Below are 18,791 nucleotides of genomic sequence, written 5' to 3'. Positions count from 1 at the left end.
TCTATGCTATTAAAACGCATGTTACAACTGAGTTTGCTGCTGACGTTTATCGTCATTCTTTTAGGTGCTTATACTCGTCTAGCGGATGCCGGACTAGGCTGCCCAGATTGGCCCGGTTGTTATGGTCTGCTTAGCGTACCCAATAGTGAGCTGGAAATTGCTCAAGCCAACCATCTTTTTCCTGCTTTAACTGTCGAGACGGATAAAGCATGGCTGGAAATGATCCATCGATATTTTGCAGGTTCGCTTGGTTTATTGGTCTTTGCCATTTCAGTTATCGCTATTGTGCAAAAACAAGTGGGCCGAGTGTTGCCTGTTTTGATCAGTGTCGTGGTCGTATTCCAAGCTCTACTCGGAATGTGGACAGTCACGATGAAGTTGATGCCTTTAGTGGTGATGGGACACTTACTTGGCGGCTTTACACTGTTTAGCTTATTGGCTTTGTTGTATTGGCAGGTTCGAGCAAGTGAATGCTCACATTCCGCACTAGAACAAGAGCCTGAGCCCAATGTCGGCCATCTTGTGCATAATACCAAGCAACGGATATCGCCTAATTCTAGTGTGATAAAAATCATTGCCGTGTTGGCTTTAATACTGCTGGTAATGCAAATTGCGCTTGGTGGTTGGACATCCTCCAATTATGCCGCCTTAATGTGTACCGAACTGCCGATATGCCAAGGACAATGGCGTGATTATTTGGATTTCAGCACCGCTTTTCAGCTCATCCAACCGTCACAAGAGAGCTATGAGTTTGGTACGTTAGATTATGGTGCAAGAATGACGATTCATGTCATGCATCGCTTTGGTGCAATGGTCGTTAGTCTCGTATTGATTAGTTTGATTTGGCAGTTATTCAAACAGGAAAGTTTGCCCTGTCAGCACCAAGCTAAGTGGTTAACAGGATTGCTGGCGCTACAGCTTATGTTGGGGATCAGTAATGTTGTCTTTAGCTTACCCATCGTGGTTGCGGTTGCTCACAATCTCGGAGCCGCATTGCTTTTACTTAATGTACTTTATATTAATCATTTATTGTGGCAATCAACCCCAAAAACTTCTGCACTAGGTATGCGTGTTGGCAAGGAGGCCTACCATGAGTAAATCTCTAAGTTATGAATACAGCCAGAGCAAAGCCGTGTGGCGTAGTTACCTCGCATTAACCAAGCCAAAAGTGGTGATGTTGATGCTACTAACGGCGCTAGTTGGAATGTGTTTGGCTATGCCGGGTTCCCTGCCTTTGCAGCAAAGTATATTAGGAATGCTGGGCATTGGCTTAATGGCTTCTTCGGCGGCAGCTTTCAATCATTTAATTGATCGTCGTATTGATGCCGTGATGGCTCGAACGCACCGCCGCCCTTTACCACAAGGGGAGATGTCACCGATGCGTGTGGCGGGATTTGCCACTACCCTCGGTGTTGCGGGGTTTATGATATTACTGTTTACCGTTAATCCGCTAACGGCTTGGCTGACGTTTGCCAGTCTTTTGGGCTATGCAGTGGTTTACACCATGTATTTGAAACGTGCGACGCCACAAAATATTGTCATCGCTGGGATTGCAGGGGCAATGCCACCGTTGTTGGGTTGGAGCGCGGTGACGGGGGAGCTACATAGCCATGCTTGGCTGCTCGTGATGATCATTTTTATCTGGACGCCGCCACACTTTTGGGCGCTCGCCATCCATCGCCGAGATGATTATGCCAAAGCCGATATTCCTATGCTGCCAGTGACTCATGGGATTGAATACACCAAAACCTCTATCTTGCTTTACACCATTTTATTGGCCTTAGTGTGTTTATTGCCCGCTTTGGTTGGGATGAGTGGTCCACTTTATTGGATAGGCTCCATTGTGTTGAGTGCAGGCTTTATTGGTTATGCTTGGAAGTTGAAATACCAGCCAACAGAGAAAACAGCCATCGAGACTTTTAAGTTCTCTATTTACCATCTGATGCTGCTTTTTGTTTTACTGTTGGTCGATCACTACATTACTTAACGATATAAAAAATAACCAAAAATCAACAAAATGACCTTTGATATCACGAGGGGTTCACGTATGCTGGTCGTATTTTCATCATCCAGACAGCATGACCCCTTAGAACAGCAAGCATGAATAAACGTCCTTTATATTTTAATCGCCGAGTGGTACTGCTCATGGTTGTCGTATTGCTTGGCGGTTTAGCGTCAATGGCGAAGACGTTTAATGTGCATGGCAACAGCGTACGAGAAGTTGAAGTATTGCTTGGTGGTGATTGGGCTCTGCACAGTATCCTCTCATTTTTATTGGGATTTATAGCCTGTTGGGCGACCCCAAAATACTATTTTCGTAACGCCTTATTTCGCTTCCCCCCGCTGTTGATCTTAATGCTCTGTCTCGTCTCAGCAGATGAGGCTTTTCAAGCCGTTAGCCCGTTGAGAGAATTTTCATGGCAAGATTTTTTGATTAATATTTCCGGGCTTTTATTGGGTAGTGCTGTCTATCGCCTCTATTTGGCAACTCAGTCTAATTGATCGCCTATTCAGTCGAGAATTTGTGACCTTACCGCGTTCACAGATCTCATAATCCCTTTCAGATTGAACCTGCTTTAGGATGACGTATCTAGTAGTTTTTGTTGAATCTGCTCTGAATCTTGCGAGAAGCTTAAAAAGTTATTTTTATAATTCTTTGAATTTAATTAATTTTTGATTAGATTTTCCTTAGTTTCTTATCTTTGATAACGGGTGTAATCTTTTATTTACATTAGCTGTAAAGTTTAAAATGTGCAGAAATATTGCCTTTTAAATAAAATAATGGTTGCAAGGTTTGTTTTTGATAGATAAGTTACAAGGAACAGGAACGTAAAGGGTCGAATCGGCAAGCACGTAATAATGCCAATCACTCGAAATAAACAGGAAGAAGTAGCGATGTTTCAAACAGATGATGTACGAATTCACAAAGTAAAAGAGTTATTACCACCGGTAGCTGTATTAGAAAAATTTCCGGCAACAGAAACCGCTTCTTCTACAACATTTCGTTCACGCGAATCAATTTCAAATATTTTAAAGGGCACTGACGATCGTCTATTGGTTATTGTCGGTCCATGTTCGATTCACGATACTGAAGCGGCGCTAGAGTATGGCAAGAAGCTGAAAGTACTGCGTGATGAACTGAGTGAAGACCTTGAAGTGGTTATGCGAGTTTACTTTGAAAAACCACGTACAACGGTGGGTTGGAAAGGTTTGATTAACGACCCATACTTGAATGATACCTTCAAAATCAACGATGGACTGCGTATTGGCCGTAAGTTGCTACTCGATTTAACTGATCTTGGTATTCCAACGGCAAGTGAGTTCCTAGACATGATTACGCCGCAATACGTTGGCGATTTAATCAGCTGGGGTGCAATTGGTGCTCGTACCACGGAATCTCAGGTTCACCGTGAGTTATCATCGGGCCTATCGTGTCCAGTTGGCTTTAAGAATGGTACTGATGGCAACATCAAAATCGCCTCAGATGCGATTCGCTCCGCTGGCGCTTCTCACCATTTCCTATCAGTGACGAAGTTTGGTCACTCGGCGATCATTGAGACCAGTGGAAACCCAGATTGCCACATCATTTTACGTGGCGGTAAAGAGCCGAACTACAGCGCAGAGCATGTGAGTGCAATTAAGCAAGAGCTTGAAGCATCAGGTTTGCCGCAGAAAGTGATGATTGACTTTAGCCATGCCAATAGCTCAAAAGAGTATAAGCGCCAGATGGTGGTTGCTGAAGATGTGGCAGGCCAGCTAGCGGCAGGTGAAGATGCCATTTTTGGTGTGATGATTGAATCTCATTTGGTTGAGGGGCGCCAAGACCTTATTGATGGTAAAGCCGCGACTTATGGCCAATCGATTACCGATGGTTGTATTAACTGGGGTGACACTGAACAAGTGCTGCGTCAGCTCGCTCAGGCAGTGAAACAGCGTCGTAACGCCTAGCCACTCATTTTAAATGAAAAAGCTCCTATCTGTAGGAGCTTTTTTTATGCTGTCTGTTTGTTTTGGTAGAAGCTAGATTTAGGAAAACATTTAGTTTCTGTGCTTATGATTTCATCCTCTACACTTATCGGTAGCTTTCAAGCGATGTGTCTATTTGATGTAGTCATAGCGTTGGAGTAAGAAAAGTGTGGCGGTTGACCCAAAACTGGTAATTATCAGGCGCTCTACTCGGGTTCGCATTGAGCATTTATTCAAAGCAGCTTAGCCTAGTGGCAGGATAATTTAGGAGTGATAGAGATGGTGTCTAAAGTGGTAGTTGGCCCACAAGGTCCGGAGCTTTCAGAACTGGTACAAGGTTACTGGCGACTAGCGGAGTGGGGCATGACGCCTCAACAACGTTTGACGTTTTTAAAGCAGCACATAGATTTAGGGATCACGACTGTTGATCATGCAGATATTTATGGTGGCTATGAGTGTGAGCAGTTGTTTGGCGAAGCGATGAAGTTGGATCCGTCTGTTCGCGAGCAAATTCAAATTGTCACTAAGTGCGACATTCAGTTGTGTGGTGCAAAACATCCGCAACGTAAAGTGAATCATTATGATACCAGCTCGGCGCATATTCATGAGTCGGTGAATAATTCGTTGTCTCGCCTCAATGTTGATCACATCGATTTATTATTGATTCATCGTCCAGATGTATTGATGGATGCGGATGAAGTTGCTGAGGTTTTTTCTGAACTGCATAAAGTTGGTAAGGTAAAATACTTCGGTGTCTCTAATTTTACGCCAAGTCAGTTTGATCTGCTTGAGTCGCGAACGCACAAGCCACTAGTGACGAACCAAGTCGAAATTAATCCACTGAATTTTGATGTTGCTCATGATGGTACGCTAGATCAACTACAAATGAAGCGCGTAAGACCGATGGCGTGGTCATGCCTTGCTGGTGGGGAGTTGTTTACTGGCCAATCCGAACAAGCAAAACGTGTTCGAGCTGAGCTCGAAGCGATTCGTGTAGAAGTTGGTGCGCAGTCGATTGAACAAGTGATTTATGCATGGGTACGACGCCTACCCTCAAAACCGCTGGCAATTATTGGTTCGGGTAAGATTGAGCGCGTAGAAAGCGCCGTGAATTCTCTATCAATCGAATTGACTCGTGAACAATGGTATCGCATTTGGGTGGCTTCTAAAGGTCATGGTGTTGCCTAAGCCTGATGGAATAGAAAACGTATAAGCCAACCACAAGGTTGGCTTTTTTTGGCGCCACGTTTGTGATTAAGCGGGGAGTCGGCTAACTTGGTCGAACTTGATTTCGCTGCCTAATTCGATTAGCGCCGCTGGTTTGATCGGCCGTGAGTAATAGAACCCTTGTATATAGCTAACATCGAGCTCTTTCAGCAAATCGATTTGGTGCTTGGTTTCTACCCCTTCAGCAATGACTTTCATTTCCAACTCTTTTGCAAGTTGAATCATCGAAATCAAAACCGGTGTAATACTTGAATCGTTTTGTAGGCTCTTAATAAACACTTGATCGATTTTCATGACTTGAAAGCGGTGCAAACGGATGAAGTTGAGACCTGAGTAACCAGTGCCAAAATCGTCAATCGCGAGCTGAAAACCCATTTTTTGAATTCGCTGGAGATTGCGTAATGCTACTTGTAATTGCTGCTGATCAAAATCCAAATTTTCGGTGACTTCAAGCAGCAAGCATCCAACAAGCTTAGGGTACCGTTTGGTAAACAGCAGTAAGTGAGTAATAAAATCATCGTCAACCAAACAAACACGGCTGAGATTGACGCTGACATAATTTTTGGCTTGATAGCTGGGATTATTGGTGAGAAATCGAGCTACATTTGATAGTGTTTTTTTGGTCAGCAAGTCAATTATGCCGAGGCTCTCCGCCAATGGAATGAAGATTTCAGGTGAGATTTGACCTTGTGTCGGGTGATTCCAGCGCACAAGGGCTTCACTACCAACCACTTCGTTGTTATTTACATCCACAATTGGCTGTAAATACAATTCAATTTGGTCATTCTCAATGGCGCTGACTAAGTTAAATTCAATCGAACGCTTAGCCAACAGTTGATAGCCAATAATCAAATAAATTAAAGAAAACAGAGATGCCACTAAAATGGTCTGCCAAATATGGCTGAAATAGTGATATTGATATGTGCCAGCGCTAGGGCGTAGTTCTATTTGCAGTGGGTAGATTTCAGAGTCGAAAATAAACTGGTCTTTTTGTTTTAGGTTACTTGGTATTTCTCCATTGAGATCCCTACCTAATATACTGAGTCGATATTTGTATTGTTTGTTATCTAAATTTTGCGCAATGAGATTGATAAAGCGTTGCGGGGGCATCAGAGCATTTAGGCCATAGTGATCATTGATTGAGGCATAAATGAAAAAGGTGTTTAACGCACTGTTGGAGCGGCTGACTTCAATTGTAATATGTGTTTTAGAAGCATTGATTCTTTCTACAATCGCATTGGAAAGGTCAATATCAGTCAGGCCTTCATTACTTGTACAGATTATTCGACCGTTACTATATATCCCTACTTCTTTAATGAATTCAGAATGGAAGACATGACTACGTAATGCCAACTTATCTTCTTCGCTGCATGTTTTACCTATTTGTTTATTCAAAACATAGAGTTCACTAGCCGTTTTTTCGATATAGCGTTCCAATGCGAGAATGAGCTCTTTCCCATCTTGATAGGCCGCTTTTTTTGTATGGTAGTAATTGCCTAAGATAGAAAATGAGAAGGCAAGGAAGAAAATGACGAGGACAGGGATTAAGTTTGGCAAATGGGAACACATCTCTCGAGTGAGTGTGTAGATTTTGCGTAAGTTAAACTTTGCTGAGTACATTAGAACCTGCTTGTCATTGCTTTATGCAACTATAAATAAATTTAACTGAGAGTTTATGAATTACTTCAGTTTTTTTTAGCATGTCTCAATACTAATACATCTCAAGTTGTCCCATTCTAACGTTGAAAAGTCTGCTCTTTAGTCAGATTTTCATATGTGTGTATTTTCATTTGTGCGTTATTTGATTCCATACAACCAATTTTGTGTTCAATGACTATACTTACTTTTGAACAACGAAAGTCACTAAATGAGTGAAAATCAATGCAAAATCGTTTCTTATTTGGTAAGTTTCTGGTGATAAAATAGTAAATAAAATGATAAGAATTACTAGTTACTTGCAAGATTTAAGAAATTTCGGGGGATGAGATGGACAATAAAGTGGGCGACGGTGGATTCAAGGTTGCTAAACTGACCGGAGATGCAATTGTCATCGACGAAAAAGGGAATGCGCGAGATCTAAAAGTCGGCGATGTTGTCACGAACAAAGATACAGTCATTGTTGTTAATGGCGCAGAGGTAGAGCTTAAGTCTGGAAACGAAGTCGCCGTTATCACGCAAAACTGCGTTGCTTGCTTCGACCATAATACTGTCTCTCAACAAACTATCGCAGATGCGCCGATTGGTGGCGAAATTAACGTTGATTTGTCGAATATTGAAGATACAACGTTTGCCATCGACGAGATAGAGGCTCTGCAAGCTGCCATCTTGGCGGGAGAAGACCCGACAGCTATTTTAGAAGCCGCGGCTGCGGGGGGCGTGTTAGGTTCTGCCAATGCAGGGTTTGTTACAATTGACTACACCAACGCTCAAACACTCGCTCAAACCTTCTTTGAAACCAGTGCTCCGCGCCGTGATATATTTGATGACCCAGAAGAGGATGGCCGCTCAACGGTCTTTGCTGCTGGGGGAGAAAGCATAGCAGAGCTAGTGGTAGAGGGGGATCTAGACCCTGATACTTATCCTTCTATTGTCACTGCCTCCGTATTTATTGAAGCTGGCGACTTGCCGCTTGATCCAACCAGTTTTGTCCCTGACCCCATCTCTCTTGCCACCCTGCTGGCTGAATTAAACAACGATATTAAATCGGCAAACCAAGACGTCGCGTTTACTTATGACGCGAGTGAAAATGCCATTATTGGTGTATCTGCGGCTGGTGAGGTTATACGCATCGACTTGGATGTGACCCCTATAGGAAAAGATCTCACACTAACTATTACCACGACATTATCGCAGCCTATTGACCATCTACCTTCTGTTGGTAGTGGCAATGTGGCCTTGGTTAATGATCAAATCGTGGTGAATTTTGATATTACGGGCACCGATAGCGGTGGTAATTCGATTCAGGCGCCAATCAGTGCCAGCGTCACCATCGGCGATGGTATTGATCCACAAATCGTGGATGTGCCAAATATCACCCTGAATGAAGCAAACTTAACGGACGGTACGGCAACCGATCCCTCAGCCACAGTAGCTGGTAATGTAGTGGATATTAATTTAGGCAGTGACACCATTGAGCAATATCGTTTGGACGTTACTAACTTTAACGCCGATGGCCGTTTAACCTCACAAGGTGAACCACTGGCGATTAATGAAGTTGCAAACAGTGATGGTAGTTTTACTTATACCGCTTCGACCAGTGCAGGTGATGTATTTGTTCTGACGATTAATACCGCAGGTGATTACGAGTTTTCATTGAAACTGCCAATTGATCATCAAGTGGGCAGCGATAGTACCACTATCGATTTCCCATTAACGGCCACCGATTACGACGATGACACCGCCCAAGGCACATTGCCGATCACCATTCTTGATGATAAACCCGTACTCAATGGCTTTACTGGCGAAACCAGTGTTGATGAAGATGACATTCCAACCATTGGTTCAGCTCTTGATGGAAGCAATCAAATCAGCGGTAACTTTGATATTGAAGAAGGTGCTGATGGTATTAAAAGTTATCAAATCACCAACGTTGATACGTTACTGTTTGGTTTAACCTCTGGTGAGCTAGCACTGGAATGGAAGTCGGGGAGCCCAGAGCAGAGCGGCACTGAGTTTACTTATACTGCGCAAACCACCGCAGGTGACACAGTCTTTACTCTTGTATTTGATACCAGTGATAACAGCTACCGATTTACCTTAGATAAGCCATTAGACCATCCCGATGTTCAAGGTGAAAACACCATCACATTGAATGTGATGATCAGCGCAACGGATTTTGATAACGATACGACCGCAGCCAAATCGCTCGATATCGTTGTGGTCGATGACATTCCGTTGATTAACGAGATCTCCCCCCTATCAATCGATGAAGATGACCTGCCTGGTGGTATTGATGCTGGCAATGATCCTCTGATTGATTCTGGTGTTTTTGATGCCACTCAAGGTGCTGACCGTGTTGTGACGTATAGTCTTGAATCGCTTACCGTTCCGGTGTCGGGTCTTGAATCGCAAGGTAAAGCAATCACGATTGCCGAGTCTTATGATCCTAATACGCAAACTTATACCTATACCGGCTCGACTAACGATGGTGAGGTATTTGTTTTAACCCTCAGTGGCAACGGTGCGTATCAATTTGAACTCAAAGCGCCGATTGATCATGCAACCAATGAAGATGATAAAGATCTCACCTTTGCCATCGTCGCTACTGACCAAGATGGCGACACCAGCACCAAACCGCTGGTGGTGAAATTAGTGGATGACGCGCCAATTTTAAACGGTTTTACTGGCACGACTACAGTTGATGAAGACGATATTCCAGCGATAGGATCTGCGCTCGACGGCAGTAACGTGATCGGTGGCACCATTGATGTTGAAGAAGGCGCCGATGGTGTTAAAAGCTATCAAGTGACCAACACCGCTACGCTACTTAATGGTTTAACCTCTGGCGATGAAGCGTTGGAGTGGAAAGCGGGCAGCCCTGAACAAGATAGCGGCAAGTTTACCTATACGGCGCAAACCACGTCAGGAGCGACAGTCTTTACCTTGGTATTTGATACCAGCAATAACAGCTATCAATTTACTTTGCTCAAACCTCTCGATCATGCTGATTCGCAAGGTGAAAATAACCTAGAGTTAGCCTTCCAAGTCTCCGCGACGGACTTTGATAATGACACCACGGGCGAGCAACCGCTGACGATCACTGTGGTGGATGATATTCCGCTGATTAATACCATCGCACCATTGAGTGTTGATGAAGACGATTTGGTCGGCGGTACCGATGAGGGCAATGATTCGTTGACCGCCTCTGGCGTGTTTGATACCACGCAAGGTGCTGATGGGGTCGTTACTTACCAACTGGAATCATTAACTAGCCCTGTTTCTGGTCTGTTATCACAAGGTAAACCGGTCACCATCAGTGAGTCGTTCGACACGGCGACAAAAACCTACACCTACACAGGTGAAACCGCCGATGGCCCTGTATTTGTGTTAATCCTAAGTGGCAACGGTAACTATCAATTTGAGCTAAAAGCGCCGATCGATCATCCCGACAGTGAAACCAACCAAGATCTGACGTTCTCGATTGTCGCCACTGACCAAGATGGTGATACCAGTACGAAACCACTCGTCGTCACTCTAGAAGATGATGCGCCGATCCTAAATGGCTTTAGCGGCCAGACCAGCGTAGATGAGGATGATATCCCAACCATTGGTTCGGATATTGGGCCTGGGCAAGTTGGCAGCAATATTATTGGCGGCACCGTTGATATTAGCGAAGGCGCTGATGGCGTTAAAAGCTATCAGGTGACTAATATCGGCACTTTGCTTAATGGCCTAAGCTCTGGCGATGATAGCCTAGAGTGGAAAGCGGGCAGCCCTGAACAAGTTGGCACTCAGTTCACCTATACAGCGCAAACAACCTCGGGTGAAACCGTGTTTAGCTTGGTGTTTGACACCAGTGACAATAGCTACAGCTTTACGCTCGATAAGCCGCTTAACCATGTTGATGCGCAAGGGCAAAACACGCTTGATCTGACCTTTGAAGTAACAGCAACGGACTTTGATAACGACACCACAGCGGCTAAGCCATTGGTGATTACGGTCGTTGATGATGTGCCGCAAATAGACACCATTGCGCCACTGAGTGTTGATGAAGACGATTTAGCCAATGGCACCGATGCAGGTAGCGATTCACTGATCGATACTGGCGTGTTTGATACCACGCAAGGCGCTGATCAAGTGATCACGTACCATCTTGAATCATTGACCGTTCCTGTAAGCGGCTTGATGTCACAGGGTAAGGAAGTGAGCATCAACGAATCGTTTGATTCAGCGACAAAAACCTACACCTATACCGGATCAAGTGCTGATGGTGATGTGTTTGTGCTGACGCTAAAAGGCGACGGTAATTATCAGTTTGAACTAAAAGCACCGATTGATCATGCCGCAAATGAAGATGACAAAGATCTCACCTTCTCAATTGTCGCCACCGACAGAGATGGCGATACCAGCATAAAACCATTAGTGGTCAAACTGGTTGATGATGCACCGGTACTGAATGGCTTTACTGGCGAAACCAGTGTTGATGAAGATGACATTCCAACCATTGGTTCAGCTCTTGATGGCAGCAATCAAATCGATGGTAACTTTGATATTGATGCTGGAGCCGATGGGCTAAAAAGCTTTCAAGTCACCAATATTGATAGCGTACTCTCGGGGCTCAAATCGGGCACTGAAGCGGTAGAATGGCAAGCGGGTAGTCCGGTGCAAAATGGCACACAGTTTACGTATACCGCTCAGACCACTTCAGGGGCGACGGTGTTTACCTTAGTTCTTGATACCAGCGATAACAGCTATAGCTTCACTTTGCTTGAGCCTTTGGATCATCCTGTAGGACAAGGTGAGAATAGTCTCGCGCTTGATTTTATACTGAGCGCCACCGATTTTGATGGCGATACGACCGCAGCCAAGCCACTAACGATTACAGTGGTTGATGACATTCCACTGATTAATACGATTTTGCCACTGAGCGTGGATGAAGATGATTTAACCGGCGGCTCTGATCAGGGCACTGATTCACTCAAAGACTCTGGCGTTTTCGATGTGACGCAAGGGGCTGACCAAGTGATCACTTATCACCTTGCCTCATTGACTGATCCGGTTGCAGGTCTGCAATCACAAGGTAAAGCGCTCACGATTAGCGAAGTGTTTGATCAAGCGACACAAACTTATACTTATACTGGCTCTACTGCGGATGGTGAGGTATTCATTCTTACCTTGAATGGCAGTGCTGGTAGTTATGAATTTGAGCTAAAAGCGCCGATTGACCACGCCGACACAGAAGACGACAAAGATATTACTTTCTCAGTGGTTGCCACTGACCAAGATGGTGATACCAGCACTAAACCATTGATTGTTAATTTAGTCGATGATGCACCCGTGATTAATAGCTTCACTGGCGATCAAATCGTTAATGAAGACGACATTGCTATCGTCGGCTCTGATCCAGATAAAGAACCCATTACCATTGGCGGTACGTTCGATATTACTGAAGGGGCAGATGCGCTCAAAGCGATCACCATTGCCAATGAAGCATCGGTACTTAATGGCTTAAAATCAGGCGGCGAAAACTTAGAGTGGGCAACCACAACCACTGTGGGCGATCTCATTACCTACACCGCGCAAACGGAAACGGGTAACGAAGCGGTGTTTACCATGGTGTTTAACACTCAGACGCAGCGCTATGATTTTACCTTGTTAAAAGCACTCGATCACCCAACGGGTCAAGGTGAAAACCAGCTTGATATCAACTTCCAAATCAGCGTAATTGATTTTGATAACGATGAAAGTTCAGCGATTGCGCTGCCGATCACCGTCATTGATGACGTGCCCACCGTAGATGACGTTGAGCGTTTGGCGGTTAACGAAAATGATCTCAGTGATGGTTCTAGTCCTAGCGCGACAGAACTTACGGTCGATGGCAGCTTTACGACGGTACAAGGCGCCGATTCAGTGGTTAAATACAGTTTAGAATCGACCACTTCTCCGGTTACTGGCTTGCAGTCCGGAGGCATCGATGTGGCGATGTCCGGCCCTGTTATTGATCCCGCGACTAACCAACATACTTACACAGGTAGTGCTGGCGGCGTTGAGGTGTTTGTTTTAACTCTTAAAGCTAATGGTGACTATAGCTTTGAACTCAAAGCGCCAATTGATCACGCTCAAGGCTCAGATCTCACTACATTAACGTTCCCCGTTATTGCCACTGATTTCGATGGTGATACCAGCGCGAAAAGTATCTTGGTTGATATCAGCGATGATTTACCCACAATGACCGAGATAAGCGGTAATAAGTTAGTTGATGAGGATGATCTTGCGCGCATCGGCTCTGATGGTAACAAAGAGAGTACCACTGCGGCGGGTAATTTTATTGTAGAAGAGGGCGCTGATGGCATCACAGAGTATGAGATCGTTAATCTTGATAGTGCATTAGATGGGTTAAAATCAGATGAGCAAGACTTGGTATGGGCCGCAGTGCAAACCGATGGCACTAAGGTGACTCATACCGCGCAAACCGCAACGGATGGCGATACGGTCTTCACCTTGATTTTTGATACTGCAGATAACAGCTACGCCTTTACTATTGAGCAACCTTTTGACCATCCTGCCGGACAAGGTCAAAACGATATTACAATTGGTTTTGATATTCGCGGATTGGATTTCGACAAAGATCCAACCGCCACTCTGCCACTGGATATTGTGGTACGTGATGACGTTCCTAATATCATCGACCGAACAATCACGGTTATTGAAGGCGAGACGAATAGCACTCGATCGAATCTTTTTGGTAAACCGGGCGCTGATGGTGCTGAAATAACGCTAGTGGAAGGTAACGATACTCCAAATGGGGAGATTCGTTTTCTACTTGCCGACGGAACTTACGTTGATGCCTTAGATCCGGCCGGAGCGCGTACAACAGTGACGGTTGTCGAAACCATCCGTGATTCTGGCGGCACTATCACCGACAACATTGTACAAGGGACATTGCAAGTTCGCCCTACCTCGGGCGATCGAGGCCAGTTCCGCTTTACGCCAGTCGATAACCTCGAGCATGAAAGTGGCCAATTCACCTTTAGCATGACGGTTACCGCGACTGATGGTGATCAAGATACCTCAGTCAAAACCTACACTGTGAATATCTTAGATAGAGACGCGATAATTGAATCTTCAAGCGTGGTGAGCTTTGAGGATTCAGGCCGAGACAGTTCACTGACCTTTAATCCGCCTATAACCAACAGTAATGTCGAAGACAATCAAGGTTCGTTAGCGATAACGCCAAGCAAAGTGGACTTAACCGTTAAGTTGTTCGACTTAGATAATGGTGAGAAAGTCGGCACGGTTATTATTGAAGCGGGCACGCATAACGGTAAATTCTACTTCTTCGATGGCACGACTTACACTGAGTTAACCACGCAACCAGATGGCCGTGTGGTGTTAAATGCGGATGATGTACAACAAACTATCGATCCTACGACGACGATTGCCAGCATTGATAATCTTTACTTTGTGCCCGATCGAAATTATTCGTCAGGTGATGGTGGTTTCTCGGTGCCGATAACGGTTGAAATACTCAATGGTGTAACCCCAGATCATGCCATTGGCGGCAATTTGAACATCGAGGTTGAGGCGGTTGCTGATATCGCAGAGTGGAATGATGCGAACAGTCTCTACACTTATTCGCTGTTTGAAGATGGTGAAAATGCCAACCTTGCCTTGCAAGCTGTAACGCAAGATGGCAGTAACCCAGAAACGATCACTTATCGCTTAGAAGTCACCGCAGGGGAAGGTAAATTCGAACTGCTGGATGGCAATGACCAAGTGATCAATGAAGTTTCTCCGGGCGTGTATGAAATTACCTCGGGCGATATTAATTCGGTGCAAGTGAATCCGATTGATCACTTCTCAGGTTTCATTAAGTTTAATGCCACCGCATTGACAGAAGAGACCGACAACGCACTCGCAGGCAAAGAGCAGGCTGAATCCGTCGTGCAAGAGTTGGTGATCAATGTTAATCCGATTGCTGACCAAGGCTCTTTCAGTGTCAGTCGAATCACCATCTTTGAAGATAACGCGAAAACGCAAGACACGATTGATCCAGAAACCGATCACGAAGCGTTTACGCTCAATAAGGTTATCTCGTTAGGCTCAACAGATGATATCGACACGCCAAACGATGATTCAGAAGCACAGTTTGTGCATCTTGATAATTTCAAATCAGAAGATGGCTCTGTACTGGTTGGCTATGAAGTGCGTTGGATCGGCACCGGTGATAGCCCAATAGTGGAACTCTCGCCGGGTGTGTTTGAGATCCCTGAAGCGGCATTGCCATTCGTTGAAATCCAACCGCCACTGCACAGTAACGTTGATTTCAGTTTTGATGTGGTTGGTATTGTTAAAGATACCGCCACCTTAGCCGATGGCTCACAAGTGGTGGATACTAAGCCGATGGGCGCGGCGAAAACCGTCAATGTCACCGTGAAAGGCGTCGCTGATATTCCATTTTTACCGGATGTACCAGAAGAGCCTGCAACGGGCGGCGTGCTGGGAACATGGTACGAATATGATCCACCGTCTGGCTTGGTTGGCGCACAAGTGACCATCAATGAAAGTACCGAGGCCGATATTAGTTTCGCGGTGTTATCGGGCGAGGAAGATGATAGCGTCTTTGACGGCTCTGAGAGTTTGTCTGTTCTGTTATCTAATATTCCAGATGGTGTTGAGCTGTTTGATGCTAATGGCGGTGCGATTGACTTGGTCTACGTAGGCCAAGAAGGGGGTAAGCCAATCTATCAAGCCAACATTACGCAAGAGAACTATCAATCAGGCATCACCATCCGTCCTCCTAAGTACTCGACGGATGACATCACCATCGATGCGAAAGTGGTGGTGACAGAAAATGATGGCCACGTGCGTGAAGTGAATGGTGTCCTAAAGGTCAATATCGAGCCTGTGATTGAAATGGGGGGCGCGACGAATAGCTACAGCAACACCTCGGCAGGCAATGAAGATACCTTTATTCGGGTACCTTGGCCTATCGAAACCAATGGCGCTTCGCCAGATAGTACCGCAACCACCAATGGCCGTGATTACGAGTTTGTCACTGAAATCACTATCTCTGGTTTTCCTACTATTGCCGGTGAAGAGGTCGACATCCGAGTTGATGGCAACGATGTCGTGATTGACGGTGTTCTGCAATCCGGTTTTAGTAATATTTCTTACACTAATGGCGTATTGAATATTACTGGGCTGGATCAGAGCTCAACACCACCGAAAATCTTTGTGCGCCCAGGGGAGGACTCCAGTAAGGACTTTACCCTAACCAGCGTATTAAAAGTCAAAGAGATCGATGAAGATGATCCATCGCTGACGGTGGAAGCAGATGTCACGGGGCAACTAAGTATTGTCGTGCGTCCTGTTGTGGAACCTGATGGTACTCTGAGCATTGAAGACAGCAATGGTAACGTCGTCACGTCAATCAATGATGCCGATGATGGTAACAGTAACGGTCGAATTGACTTTACCATTAATGATCAAAATGGTGATGCCAACATCGTTAAGTTCCAAGATCTCGACCCAAGCTCAACGGAAAATGTCGATCAAGTGGTGGTGCGTTTTGCAGGTTTTACTGGTGGCATTCCAGATGCCGATCTCGAAGCGGTAATGGATCAATTGATCGTGTTTGGCGCGGTCAATAATGGTGATGGTTCGTGGACGATTTTGGATGAAGAAAACTTCACCATTTCAGCGCCAAAAGGCCTCACTTATCCCAATGCTGGGGCGGCTGAAAATAGCATAAAAGTCGAGTTCGTTGCTGAAGTGCGAGACGCCGGTGATGAAGGCGAAGGCAGCGCGCCACGCGAAGTGAAAACCATCGTCGACTTAGTATTCCCAAGTGATGTATCCACCCTAACCAGTGAAGCTGCAGAGGTTGAGGAAATCACGGCGCCTACCGCGATTATCTTAGGCCAAGAAGATAACCAGTTTGATGTTAGTAGCCAATTATCGAACGTGATCAAACTGAAAGCGGGCACGGCGGATGGTATCGCAGACCAAGTCACCATCGTCATTGCGCACAGTGACATTCCGGCGGAAGTGTCGGGGCTGGTGATCAGTGGCGGTACGTATGATTTCGCCAATGAAATGTATATTTTTGAAGCGCAAGTAACAGCGGGTGGCGATCTGATTATTCCGGCTGGTTGGGAGTTTATAACTCCGGAAGATTACGCTGGTGATTTCATTATTCCTATGTCGGTCGTGACCACTGATACCATCTCCGGTGATGAGAAAGTGTTACCGGTTGATGTGAAGTTTGCCGTGACGCCATTGGTTGATGTGCCAGTCTCATCGGGCGGTAGTCCGCAACCGGAAGATACCGACGTCACGCCAAGTTTCACGATTGATGCAAGCTCTGTTGAAGCGGGTACAGGCGCAGAGCTCTCCGCTGACGCTCTAGAAGATAACTTAATCAAACTTGAGCTTGATATCGCGCTCGCAGATGAACGTGATGCACCAACGCAAGGGCGTGAAACGTTAAGTAAAGTAGAGATTGAACTGGTTGATAGTGACTTAGGTTTCTTTGCCGACATTAATGGCGATCCAATTACAACCACAACACCAGGTGTGTTGGTGATTGAATCGAGTGATCCCGCGGTGATAGAAGCGGCATTGCAAGCAATCTATTTTGTTCCAAAACACAATTACCCAACGGGCAATAACAACAATACCGTTGAAGTGCGAGTCACTGGAACCGTTAGTGATAAAACCATCTTTGACCAAACGGGGACCACACAAACACCAGATGAACAGGCCGACAAGACCTTTAGTGCCGAGATGTCTTTCGACATTACACCGGTTGTTGACCCAGTGACGATGCCAGAAGCGTCTGACAACATTGTCGTGGTTGGCGATGAAGATACCGATATTCACCTGGAAAGTAACGGCAGTGGCTTACAGATCTCCCTTACCGATACTGATGGTTCAGAGCAGTTCTTATCTGCCAAACTCACTGGTGTACCAGACGACTTTATTGTTGATAGTACTTCGAGTGATTTTGTGGTGAAAAACAACGGTGGCGGTGAATGGACGATTCAATTAACCAATCCAAGTGTTACCTCCATCGATTTATCACAAGTAACGATCACACCGGCCAAAAACTTCAGTGGTAAGGCTGATATTAATATTGTTGTCTTTACTCAAGAACAACTGCTGGGTGTTCCTGTGGAACATACTGGTCAATTTACGATAGATGTAACTCCGGTAGGAGATCCTGTCGATACCGATCCAGTTGATTCGGTGACGGGTGATGAAGGGCAGAACATTGACATCACCATAAACGCCAGTGTGATTGATAAGATAGATTTATTGCCATCAGATAGCGCTCAAGATCAGCCAGAAACCTTGTTGATTACGGTGGAGAATGTCCCTGCTGGTGGTCAGATCTTCTTTGATGATGGCATTACGCTCGCGACCGATTTAGGTGGTGGAGTATGGCAACTAGAGGTGAATGCGCAATCGATCGATAAAGTGGTGTTTAACTCGGGTGACCAAAACCAAGGCACGTGGGATCCAGACCAACTGACGATCAAAGTGCAGTCCGTTGATACGGGTTATGATGGCGTTAAACACCTTGGCCCAATCAGCCAGTTTGAAGTGGGAGTGGTTGTAGAGGCTGTTAACGACCGCCCTTATTTTGAAGATATCAATAACCTTCAAACCGCAGAAGATACCTCGGTGTTCGTTAAAGGATTCACGATTAATGATATCGATGCCACATTGGATGACCCGAATGCGAGCTACACGTTAACACTGAACGTTGATAGCGGTACGTTGGCGCAAGATGCCACGGTGGCGAGTAACAACAACCTCACCGTTAATGTCACGGGTGGGAACACCATTACCATTAGCGGTACGGTGAGTGAGATCAACCAAGCGCTCACGCAAAACCTAGTGAGTTTCACCCCTGCGCCAGATAGCAATGACTT

The 18,791-nt window shown here is 45.4% G+C and carries 7 protein-coding genes; 6 read left to right on the top strand and 1 reads right to left on the bottom strand.

The window, feature by feature from the left end; all coding sequences use genetic code 11:
* The first annotated feature begins 3 nt into the window (after nt 1–3).
* The 5 genes from RH88_RS16720 (at nt 4) to RH88_RS16700 (ending at nt 5,154) form a co-directional block, all read left to right on the top strand.
* Nucleotides 4–1,098, top strand: coding sequence for a COX15/CtaA family protein (locus RH88_RS16720; RefSeq protein ID WP_005598202.1), 1,095 nt, complete (start codon nt 4–6; stop codon nt 1,096–1,098).
* Nucleotides 1,091–1,987 carry a heme o synthase gene (gene cyoE, locus RH88_RS16715; protein WP_005598200.1) on the top strand — a complete coding sequence of 299 codons (897 nt, stop codon included), beginning with the start codon at nt 1,091–1,093 and terminating at the stop codon, nt 1,985–1,987. The genes RH88_RS16720 and cyoE overlap by 8 nt, the downstream gene beginning before the upstream one ends.
* A gap of 113 nt (nt 1,988–2,100) precedes the next feature.
* Nucleotides 2,101–2,502: a VanZ family protein gene (locus RH88_RS16710; protein WP_005598199.1), complete on the top strand. Its 402-nt coding sequence runs from the start codon at nt 2,101–2,103 to the stop codon at nt 2,500–2,502.
* Nucleotides 2,503–2,895: 393 nt separating this feature from the next.
* Complete coding sequence (gene aroG / locus RH88_RS16705; RefSeq protein WP_005598197.1) at nt 2,896–3,948, top strand: 3-deoxy-7-phosphoheptulonate synthase AroG; 1,053 nt, start codon at nt 2,896–2,898, stop codon at nt 3,946–3,948.
* A gap of 297 nt (nt 3,949–4,245) precedes the next feature.
* Entirely contained in the window at nt 4,246–5,154 is a 909-nt protein-coding gene (locus tag RH88_RS16700; RefSeq protein WP_005598196.1) for an aldo/keto reductase, read from the top strand.
* A gap of 66 nt (nt 5,155–5,220) precedes the next feature.
* On the opposite strand, the gene RH88_RS16695 is transcribed toward RH88_RS16700, so the two are convergent.
* Nucleotides 5,221–6,813 (bottom strand): EAL domain-containing protein, encoded by a 1,593-nt coding sequence (locus RH88_RS16695; protein WP_005598195.1) that lies wholly within the window; start codon nt 6,811–6,813, stop codon nt 5,221–5,223.
* A 366-nt stretch (nt 6,814–7,179) separates the two neighbouring features.
* Between RH88_RS16695 and RH88_RS16690 the strand changes: the two genes are divergently transcribed.
* A partial coding sequence (locus RH88_RS16690) for a retention module-containing protein (RefSeq protein ID WP_005598194.1) occupies nt 7,180–18,791 on the top strand: 11,612 nt, incomplete at its 3' end.

The sequence above is a fragment of the Vibrio scophthalmi LMG 19158 genome (assembly GCF_000222585.1).
Lineage (GTDB): Bacteria > Pseudomonadota > Gammaproteobacteria > Enterobacterales > Vibrionaceae > Vibrio > Vibrio scophthalmi.
This window is presented reverse-complemented; position numbering and strand designations above follow the sequence as displayed.

What these genes read in the sequence shown, in the direction of transcription:
- RH88_RS16720 (WP_005598202.1), top strand. Translation starts at nt 4, where the DNA reads ATGCTATTAAAACGCATGTTACAACTGAGTTTGCTGCTGACGTTTATC.
- RH88_RS16700 (WP_005598196.1), top strand. Translation starts at nt 4,246, where the DNA reads ATGGTGTCTAAAGTGGTAGTTGGCCCACAAGGTCCGGAGCTTTCAGAA.
- RH88_RS16710 (WP_005598199.1), top strand. Translation starts at nt 2,101, where the DNA reads ATGAATAAACGTCCTTTATATTTTAATCGCCGAGTGGTACTGCTCATG.
- cyoE (WP_005598200.1), top strand. Translation starts at nt 1,091, where the DNA reads ATGAGTAAATCTCTAAGTTATGAATACAGCCAGAGCAAAGCCGTGTGG.
- aroG (WP_005598197.1), top strand. Translation starts at nt 2,896, where the DNA reads ATGTTTCAAACAGATGATGTACGAATTCACAAAGTAAAAGAGTTATTA.
- RH88_RS16695 (WP_005598195.1), bottom strand. Translation starts at nt 6,813, where the DNA reads ATGTACTCAGCAAAGTTTAACTTACGCAAAATCTACACACTCACTCGA.